This is a genomic window from Streptomyces sp. NPDC051664 (assembly GCF_044453545.1).
Taxonomy (GTDB): domain Bacteria; phylum Actinomycetota; class Actinomycetes; order Streptomycetales; family Streptomycetaceae; genus Streptomyces.
Window position 1 is genome coordinate 1 of sequence record NZ_JBITCU010000079.1, and the last position, 7,238, is coordinate 7,238.

At 67.8% G+C, this 7,238-nt stretch carries 4 protein-coding genes and 1 pseudogene; 3 read left to right on the plus strand and 2 right to left on the minus strand.

Annotated features, from left to right (window positions below):
• Nucleotides 1-673: 673 nt before the first annotated feature.
• Entirely contained in the window at nucleotides 674-2,104 is a 1,431-nt protein-coding gene (locus tag ACIA8E_RS41295; protein ID WP_399307186.1) for a dihydrolipoyl dehydrogenase family protein, read from the minus strand.
• 287 nt (nucleotides 2,105-2,391) lie between these two features.
• Nucleotides 2,392-2,862: a VOC family protein gene (locus ACIA8E_RS41300; RefSeq protein WP_399307188.1), complete on the minus strand. Its 471-nt coding sequence runs from the start codon at nucleotides 2,860-2,862 to the stop codon at nucleotides 2,392-2,394.
• A gap of 974 nt (nucleotides 2,863-3,836) precedes the next feature.
• Between ACIA8E_RS41300 and ACIA8E_RS41305 the strand changes: the two genes are divergently transcribed.
• From ACIA8E_RS41305 to ACIA8E_RS41315, 3 genes and pseudogenes are all read left to right on the plus strand, one after another.
• Nucleotides 3,837-4,307 (plus strand): MarR family winged helix-turn-helix transcriptional regulator, encoded by a 471-nt coding sequence (locus tag ACIA8E_RS41305; RefSeq protein ID WP_399307190.1) that lies wholly within the window; start codon nucleotides 3,837-3,839, stop codon nucleotides 4,305-4,307.
• A gap of 1,143 nt (nucleotides 4,308-5,450) precedes the next feature.
• Nucleotides 5,451-5,873, plus strand: a complete 423-nt coding sequence (locus tag ACIA8E_RS41310; RefSeq protein ID WP_399307192.1) for a hypothetical protein — start codon at nucleotides 5,451-5,453, stop codon at nucleotides 5,871-5,873.
• 269 nt (nucleotides 5,874-6,142) lie between these two features.
• A pseudogene (locus ACIA8E_RS41315) lies at nucleotides 6,143-6,560 on the plus strand (arsenic resistance protein); the annotation flags it as partial.
• Nucleotides 6,561-7,238 lie beyond the last annotated feature (678 nt).

The following is a 7,238-nucleotide window of genomic DNA, read 5'->3' on the forward strand; positions in this document are numbered from 1 at the left end:
TCATCGATGAGTACGAGCACGTCACCGCTGGGCATCCGAAAACACCTCCGCCGCCATCCCTGCCCACCCCGTGCCGACGACAGGCCCGCTCATCCGGCAGCTACACCGATTGGCCCAGCCTCCTTCCCACCAGAGCTGTCCAAAGCTTTTCGTCACGGCTGGTCCCTGCCATCGTGCGGTCGTGGCGGGGACAGCAGCCGTGCTGGCTTGGGGGAGAGGGGACGCAGTGCCTCTGCCAGGCTCGGTGCGAGCGCGGCCAGATCTCCATCGCCTTCCGCACGTAGCGGTAGACCGTCGCGCTTCCGACGCTGAACCACGCGTAGACGGTCTCGGGCCCATCGGCGCGAGCCGCTGGCTGCGACGCAGATTGACGAACACCCGCCACTCCTCCAGGCCCACTGCCCGGCGGGCGCCTGCGTCGCTGAACTGCCACACCAACCTGTTCTGTGCGCCGGTGCCATGGAGTGGCAATAGTTTTGTGATCTTCGATCGTGATCAAGTGGTCCTCAACCCGGGCCAGTTGTGGCGCACCCGCGCTCAAGCGCAGACGGGCGATATCTGCCGGAGGGCTTTCCGGCTGGGCTCGCCGGCGTTGGGGGAAACAACGGCCGTGCGGCGAACCGCCGGAAAGCTACGCCAACGGTCAGGCCCGGGCGTCCCGCAGTGGCTGCCTTCAGCCTCGGTGGGTCTCCAGCAGCCTCAGCCAGACTTCGCCGAGGGTGGGGAAGGCGGGGACGGCGTGCCAGAGCCGGTCGAGGGGTACCTCGCCGGCGACCGCGATGGTGGCCGAGTGCACCAGTTCCCCGACGCCGGGGCCGGCGAAGGTGACGCCCACGACGGTGTTGCGGTCGGTGTCGATGAGCATGCGGGCCCGGCCGCGGTAGTCCTCGCCGTACTGGTGGGCGCCGGCGACGTGGGCGAGGTCGTAGTCGACAACCTCGATGCGGCGCCCGCTCTGCTCGGCCTCGCGGCTGGTCAGGCCGACGGAGGCGACCTCGGGGGTGGTGAAGACGACCTGGGGGACGGCCGCGTGGTCGGAGGTGGCGACATGCGCGCCCCAGGGGGCGTCGTCGATGGGCTCTCCCTTGGCGCGGGCGCCGATGACCGCGCCCGCGATCCGGGCCTGGTACTTGCCCTGGTGGGTCATCAGGGCGCGGTGGTTGACGTCGCCGACGGCGTAGAACCAGCCGTCGGCGACGTCGGTCACTTGGAAGGTGTCGTCCACCTTCAGCCAGTCGCCCGGGGTGAGACCTATCGTCTCCAGCCCCAGGTCCCAGGTGTTCGGAGCGCGGCCGGTGGCAAGCAGGATCTCGTCCGCCGCCAGATGTCCGCCGTCGGCCAGGGTGATCTGGACCTCGCCGTCCTCGCGGGCCAGGGAGGTCACGGAGGTCCCGAACCGGATGTCGACGCCGGCTTCCCGCAGGCCGTCGGTCACCAGCTCTCCGGCGAACGGCTCCATCCGCTGCAGCAACGCGTCCTCGAGAACCAGCATGGTGACCTGGGAGCCGAGCGCCTGCCAGGTGGTGGCCATCTCGACGGCCACCACACCGCCGCCGACCACCGCCAGACGTCCGGGGACCTTGTGGGCACTGGTCGCCTCACGGCTGGTCCAGGGGCGGACGGTGTCCAGGCCGGGGATGGGAGGCAGGGCCGCGCTGGTTCCGGTGGAGACGGCAACGGCGTGCCGAGCCGTGAGGGCGACGGCCTCACCGTCGGGAGTCTGCACACTCACCTTGCGGGGGCCGGTGAGGCGGCCGTGGCCGCGGATCAGATCGACGGAGACCGAGTTCAGCCAGTCGACCTGGTCCTCGTCCTTCCAGTACGAAGACATCTTGTCGCGGTGCGCGAGGACCGCCTCGACGTCCAGCGGCCCTGCGACCGCCTGACTCAGCCCGGGCACTCGGCGCGCGTCGGCGCGCGCCACCACCGGGCGCAGCAGCGCCTTGCTGGGGTCGCAGGCCCAGAACGAGCACTCCCCGCCGATCAGTTCACGCTCTACGATCACGGTGCTCAGGCCGGCGGCGCGGGCGCGTTCGGCCACGTTCTCACCGACCGGGCCTGCGCCGATGACGATCACATCGTAGGTGCGGGGGGTCTCGTTCATTGCTGCTCCGTTCATCACTGCTTCTGCAACTCGGTCGGATATTTCGGCGGCCCGGCACCTGGCCGCACGCATCTCCCCGCTTTCACCGGGGAGATGCGCAGGGCGGTGCTCGGCTGATGCGGTTGCGTGGTATCCGGACCGCTGGTGCTGGGGCGCGCCTTTGCGCCTGGCGGGTCGGTGCCGGGGTCCGGGTGTTCGGCTTTGCGGGTGCTGTGGCCAGGGGCTGAAGGGGGTAGCCGCGGTCCGGGTTGGCTATGACCGTTGCACCGTTGGGTGGTGGTGTGGTGTCAGCGGCCGGGGGCGCGCTGCGTCACTTCCTGGAGCACCCAGCCGTTGCCGTCCGGGTCGCTGAAGGTGAGGTAGGAGCCGTAGGAGGCGCGATCGGGGTGCGCGCCGGCCAGGCGCTCCTGGCCTGCGCGCTGGTGGACGACACCTCCGGCGCCGTGGCCGTGGAACAGCCCTCCGGCGTCGTGGAACACCTCCGTCACCTCGATACCGCGGCTGGTGAGCTCGGCGTGGGCTTCTTCGATGTCGGTGACGATGAGGTACAGGCCCTGGAGCGAGCCGGGGGCGCTGGGGGTCATTCCCTCTCCGAAGATGATCGAGCTCTCGGAGCCGGGCGGCGTGAAGTGGACCACCCGGATGTCGTCACTGGGCGTGTAATCGACGTCCAGGCGGAATCCCACCGCCTCATAGAAGGCCTTGGCCCGATCGACGTCGGAGACGGGCAGCACGATCATTTCGAGTTTCAGATCCATGGGGATGTCCTTGCTTCTTGGCGTCGGTGAATTTCACGCATCTGTGCGTCACCGGTTCAACAGGTGGTGGGATGGCGATGGGGTGGCTCATCCTGCGACTCAACCTGCCAAGAAACCTATCCGGCACTTAACTCGTGCGCAAGTAAAACTTGGGCACTGAAAGTGTGGCAAAGGGAACAAGCGGCGGGGCTGGGCCCCGGCCTCCGGGGCCGTGTGGCGGCCCCAGGCCGATCCCGGGGCTTGGGTGAGGCTTCTTGCTGCGCAGGCCTGGTGCGCCACGGGCAGTCGCCGCACGGAGCCGGTGCGTGCGGGGCCTATGCGGAAGCTTCTGCGAGGCGGTCATCCTTGTGGCTTGAGCCCGGCGACGCTGACGCGGCGTCCGGGGCTTCACGGGTGGCCGGAACGTGTCGCGGAGCAGCGCACGGGTGACGCTTTGGACGGCCCGGGCCGGGCTCGCGGTAGCGCTCCAGGGAGCCCCCTTCTTGTGCGGCCCACGGTTTCGAGGGGGGCGTACTGTCTCGCCCGCATTGCTGATCAGTGTGTCGAGCCCGCCTGTTGTGGCGACGGCGTCTTCGGCCGAGCTGGTCCATACGGTGGGGCCTGCGCACTGTCACCCTCGGTGATCCCTGGCTGCTCCTTGGGGCCGGCCGACCGTGGGGCCGATGGGGCGCTGGGGCCCGAGGGGCGATGGGCACCCTGAGGGTCGCCGCGGAGCGGCGGATGGGCGCGGCTTTCCTCTGCGCGCAAAGCCCCGGTTGGATTGCTCCGGCGATCGGGTATGCGGGTGCGGCCGTGCGTGATGCGCCAGCGGTGGCGTCGCGCGGGTGACCGTCGGGTGTATGTGATGGCGGCGTGGTGTGTCCGGGGTGTCGCCGCCGGGCGGTCCTATTAAGTGTGCACAATCTAATGTTGAGCATGTAAGTTTTGGGGTATAGTAACTATGCGTGAAAGGTTTGCGCGGAGGAGGAGTCGTGATGAGCAAGATCGAGACGGGTGCCGGACAGGGTGACGCCACCGAAGTCAGCCTGCTCCTCGAGGACCAGATGTGCTTCGCCCTGTACGCAGCTCAGCGCGCGGTGACCAGTCGCTACCGCCCGCTGCTGGAGGAGCTCAACCTGACCTATCCCCAGTACCTGGTGATGCTGGTGCTGTGGGAGCACGGCGCCCTCCCTATCAAGACCCTGGGCACGCTTTTGCAGCTCGACTACGGCACCTTGACCCCGCTGCTGAAGCGCCTGCAGGCTCACGGGTTCATCCGGCGCGAGCGCCAGGCGAGCGACGAGCGCTCGGTGCAGATCACCCTCACCGAGCAGGGGACTGAACTCCGCGAGCGCGCTCGCGCCGTCCCCGCCGCTATGGGGGAGGCTGTCTGCTTGAGCCCTCAGGAGATCGCGGATGCCAAGTCTTTCCTCGAGCGTCTGACAGCCAACCTCTCCGCAACCTGACCCGGCTGCTGCTCCGTCGCTGATCCGTCGGGAACGGTTTCCCGGACAGATCGCCGCCCCGTGCATCCGCCGCATCCGCCACCTGCGCTTCGCGCTCCGGCATCAGTCGGGATCGTGAGGTTGGGCGTAGCTGCCACTGGAGTAGCCGGGCTACGTGTCTCACTGGGCGCCGGGCACGTTTGCTCAGCGCAAGGGCTGTTTCCAAGGTGACCATGGTGACGCTGCCCCGAGCCCCGCCGTGAGAGCAAACCGCATCACTCAGTCTCAGCTTTCCCATGCCTCCTGCGCCCCGCCCGGCCTGTGCTCTGGCGGCGGTGGGTACTACAGGTGGATGTTCTGAGGTTCGGCCACGAACATCCCGCTCTCGAGCTCGGTGTCGTTGAAGAGGATGACGTCGCGGTGGCATCTGCCGCGTGTCGACACGCTGCGCTCTGCGACAACGCGCGTCAGTACATGCGCGAGTGGATTATCGCGCGAACCGTCCCGCACGGGATTCTCCCCCGGCCCGCTTCGCCCGCTCCTGGACGGCGCCGGCACAAGGCCCCTGCCGGACCTGTGCGACGACCTCGCACACGCGCTCCCGGACGGCCACCGGACCGGCGAGGCATTGATGCTGCTCGCCCGCACGAAGGCGCTGCCTCCAGATCGGGTACTGACCCTCTCGCTGCCCGCGGGCCCCGAGGCCGCACCGATCGCCCGCGCAGCGGCCCGCCACCAGGACGGCGGGGCATCCCGAGGATGCGTTCGCGCCTCGCGGCGCCCTCCTCGGGGAGGGGCACCTCGACAACCTGCTGGTCGTTGGTCGACGACGGCGTGTGATGAGGCCATTGGCTGCGGTGGCCTGTACATGCCGGTCACTGCGCGGGAGGCGGCGTAGAGGGTGAAGCGCAGCTGGTCGTTCACGAGCAAGGACGGCTCCGATGTCCCTTTTCTATCGATTTAGTGGGGTAGGTAACAGGAGTGCTGCCGCTCTCGTCGCAGTGCTGGTCAGGCGTGTCGCATTCATGATCCATCACCTATCCCGCGAGTGAATCACTCACGCGTAACTTGTACACGAGGTAATTTCGCTCTAGGGTTTTGATGTGGCGCCGGACAGTCCGCATCCCGGAGCCGTCACTGATGTATCCGACAGGGAGATCACCGATGAACCGCAAGCTCAAGAGCCGCTCTTTCCGCACATACGCCGCCCTCGGGATCGCCGCAGGTGCGGCAGCGCTGGCCCTGATGGTCACCACGCCCGCCAGCGCCACCGAGGCGACCGAGATCGAGTCTCACCGCCCGGGCGCCAAGCCGCCGGTGGTGCTGGTGCACGGTTCCTTCGCGGACTCCTCCAGCTGGAACGGCGTCGTCAAGGATCTGAAGCGCTCCGGCATTGCGGTCATCGCGCCCGCCGACCCGCTGCGGGGCTGCTGCACAGCAACGCCGACCATGAGTGCGTATATACCGCACGACCGAACCGAAGCCCGTGAGCAAGCAACTGGCCGTCGAGCTTGGCCCGCATCCCGACTGCTCGGGGTTGGATCCGGCAGGCCGAGGCCGATGCGGGCGAGCGGCATGACCGGCTGACCACCGACGAACTGGAAGAGCCGGCCCAGCTGCGGCGGGAGATGAGCCAGCTGCATCGGGTGAACGAGGTCCAGCGCACCGCCTCGGCGTTTTCGCCACGCGGCTCGACCCGACCCGGCCCAGGTGACCGCGCTCCTTCGGGCCTGGATCGGCAACCAACGTTCACGCGCCACGACACTCATGCCAGAGCGTATCGAGCAGCTCTCCGCCACCAACATGCGCTGGGCATCCACACAGGCGCTGCACGGTGATGCGCCGATGAGCTGGACGGCATGCCACTGCTGGCTGGGTTCCTCCCCCGACGCATTGGCGAGCGCAAGATGGACCGCACCAGGTACGAGGAGAAGTTCCTTCCCGGAATCGGCCCGGGGCTCTGTACGGGCTGCTGTTCACGATCGTCATCCTCTTTGCATCGCAGTGCAAGATCATCACCTGCGGGAAGTTGCACGGATCGCGCTGCCCCTGCGCGTCTATTTCGCCCTCATGTGGGCTGGAACCTTCGCTCTGGGCAAGGCCATCGGACTCGCCTACGACCGCACCGCGACTCTGGCCTTCACCACGGCCGGCAACAAGTTCGAACTCGCCGTCGCCGTCGCCATCCACCTTCGGCGTCACCTCCGGCCAAGCCCTCTCCGGCCTCGTAGGCCGCTCATCGAGTTCCCGGTCCTCATCGGCCTCGTCTACGTCCCCCGTCTCGCCGCCGCCCTGCTCACAGGTGGCTTGTTCCATCAGCTCACCACCGTTCGCACCGAGGACTTCGACGAGGACACCGCAACCGTCGCTTTCCACGACCCCGCCCGCTACGCCACTCACCCAATACCGGCATGGGCACACCACTTCCTCCGCGCCGCAGCATGCTTCGCCACTCTCACCGATGTCGCTGACCGGCAACTCCTGGCCTGCCAAGGCGACCAGCCTCAGCTGCTACGCCTCGCCGAGAGCGCCAAACCTCCGCCCACCTCAGCCCCCGGCTCCTCAACAGACCGAACCAGGCCGCGTCGTGTGGGACTGGAAAGAACGCAAAGAAGCCGAACGCTACGAGCCTCTACTGACTGCACCACCCCGCAGACCGGCATCCTCGTCAGGCTGGAGTCCGCGCAGAGACTCGTGACGGCGGTTTCCTGGCGGCGGACCGTCAGCCGATGGAGAAGTCGGCGAACTCGACACCCAACACCCATGAACTCCACCCCTGACACATGGGCGCACCGTCCCTCATCGCAGAAGTAGGCATGCCCCAGTGCGCGAGCCAGGACGACCATCTGTTGTCCGCTTGGGCTTGATCCGCTTTGACGGACATTCGAGATCAGGGGCTCAGCCCCGGGAGGATGTCCATCATGGAGAGCATGGGGAAGAAGAAACCTCGCC

Bases quoted from the DNA above. Each gene is read 5' to 3' on its own strand.
- ACIA8E_RS41310 (WP_399307192.1), top strand. From the start codon at position 5,451: ATGAACCGCAAGCTCAAGAGCCGCTCTTTCCGCACATACGCCGCCCTC.
- ACIA8E_RS41300 (WP_399307188.1), bottom strand. From the start codon at position 2,862: ATGGATCTGAAACTCGAAATGATCGTGCTGCCCGTCTCCGACGTCGAT.
- ACIA8E_RS41305 (WP_399307190.1), top strand. From the start codon at position 3,837: ATGAGCAAGATCGAGACGGGTGCCGGACAGGGTGACGCCACCGAAGTC.
- ACIA8E_RS41295 (WP_399307186.1), bottom strand. From the start codon at position 2,104: ATGAACGAGACCCCCCGCACCTACGATGTGATCGTCATCGGCGCAGGC.